Origin of the sequence: Vibrio sp. LaRot3 (assembly GCF_027587025.1) — a bacterium.
Taxonomy (GTDB): Bacteria; Pseudomonadota; Gammaproteobacteria; order Enterobacterales; family Vibrionaceae; genus Vibrio.
The window spans coordinates 1-437 of sequence record NZ_JAPPTI010000033.1; the positions used below are offsets into that span (position 1 = coordinate 1).

At 43.7% G+C, this 437-nt stretch carries 1 protein-coding gene; it reads left to right on the plus strand.

Features of this window, described 5'->3' with window-relative positions:
* Positions 1-393, plus strand: a 393-nt coding sequence (locus OH461_RS20065) for an SDR family NAD(P)-dependent oxidoreductase (RefSeq protein WP_270022306.1), incomplete at its 5' end; no start/stop codon positions are given.
* Positions 394-437: the final 44 nt, after the last annotated feature.

Genomic DNA, 437 nt, shown 5'->3' on the forward strand with positions numbered 1-437 from the left:
GAATGGCTCAATACCTTTGCAGTGAACTCAATCGCGCCTCTTATGGTAAGTCGAGCTCTTTTAGGGCTTCTCGAACCTAGTGCTAACCCTCGTATTATTACCGTCTCAAGCCAAATGGGGGCATTAAACCGAGATAGCTATGGTATGTATGCGTATCGAAGCTCAAAAGCAGCGGTTAATAAGGTAATGCAAGTGTTGGCATTGGAACTTAAGCCTAAAGGAATTGTTGTTTGCCCAATTCATCCTGGCTGGGTTAAAACGGATATGGGTGGTAAGGACGCAGATATCACTGTTGAAGAAAGTGCATCAGGTATTGTAAAGCTTGCAAGCAACTTGACCTTAGAACAAAGTGGTAAGTTCTTAACATGGCAGGGGACGGAACACGTCTGGTAAAATTCGTATAACAAAGCATTTAAGAGTGATTCGCAACGCTTGGC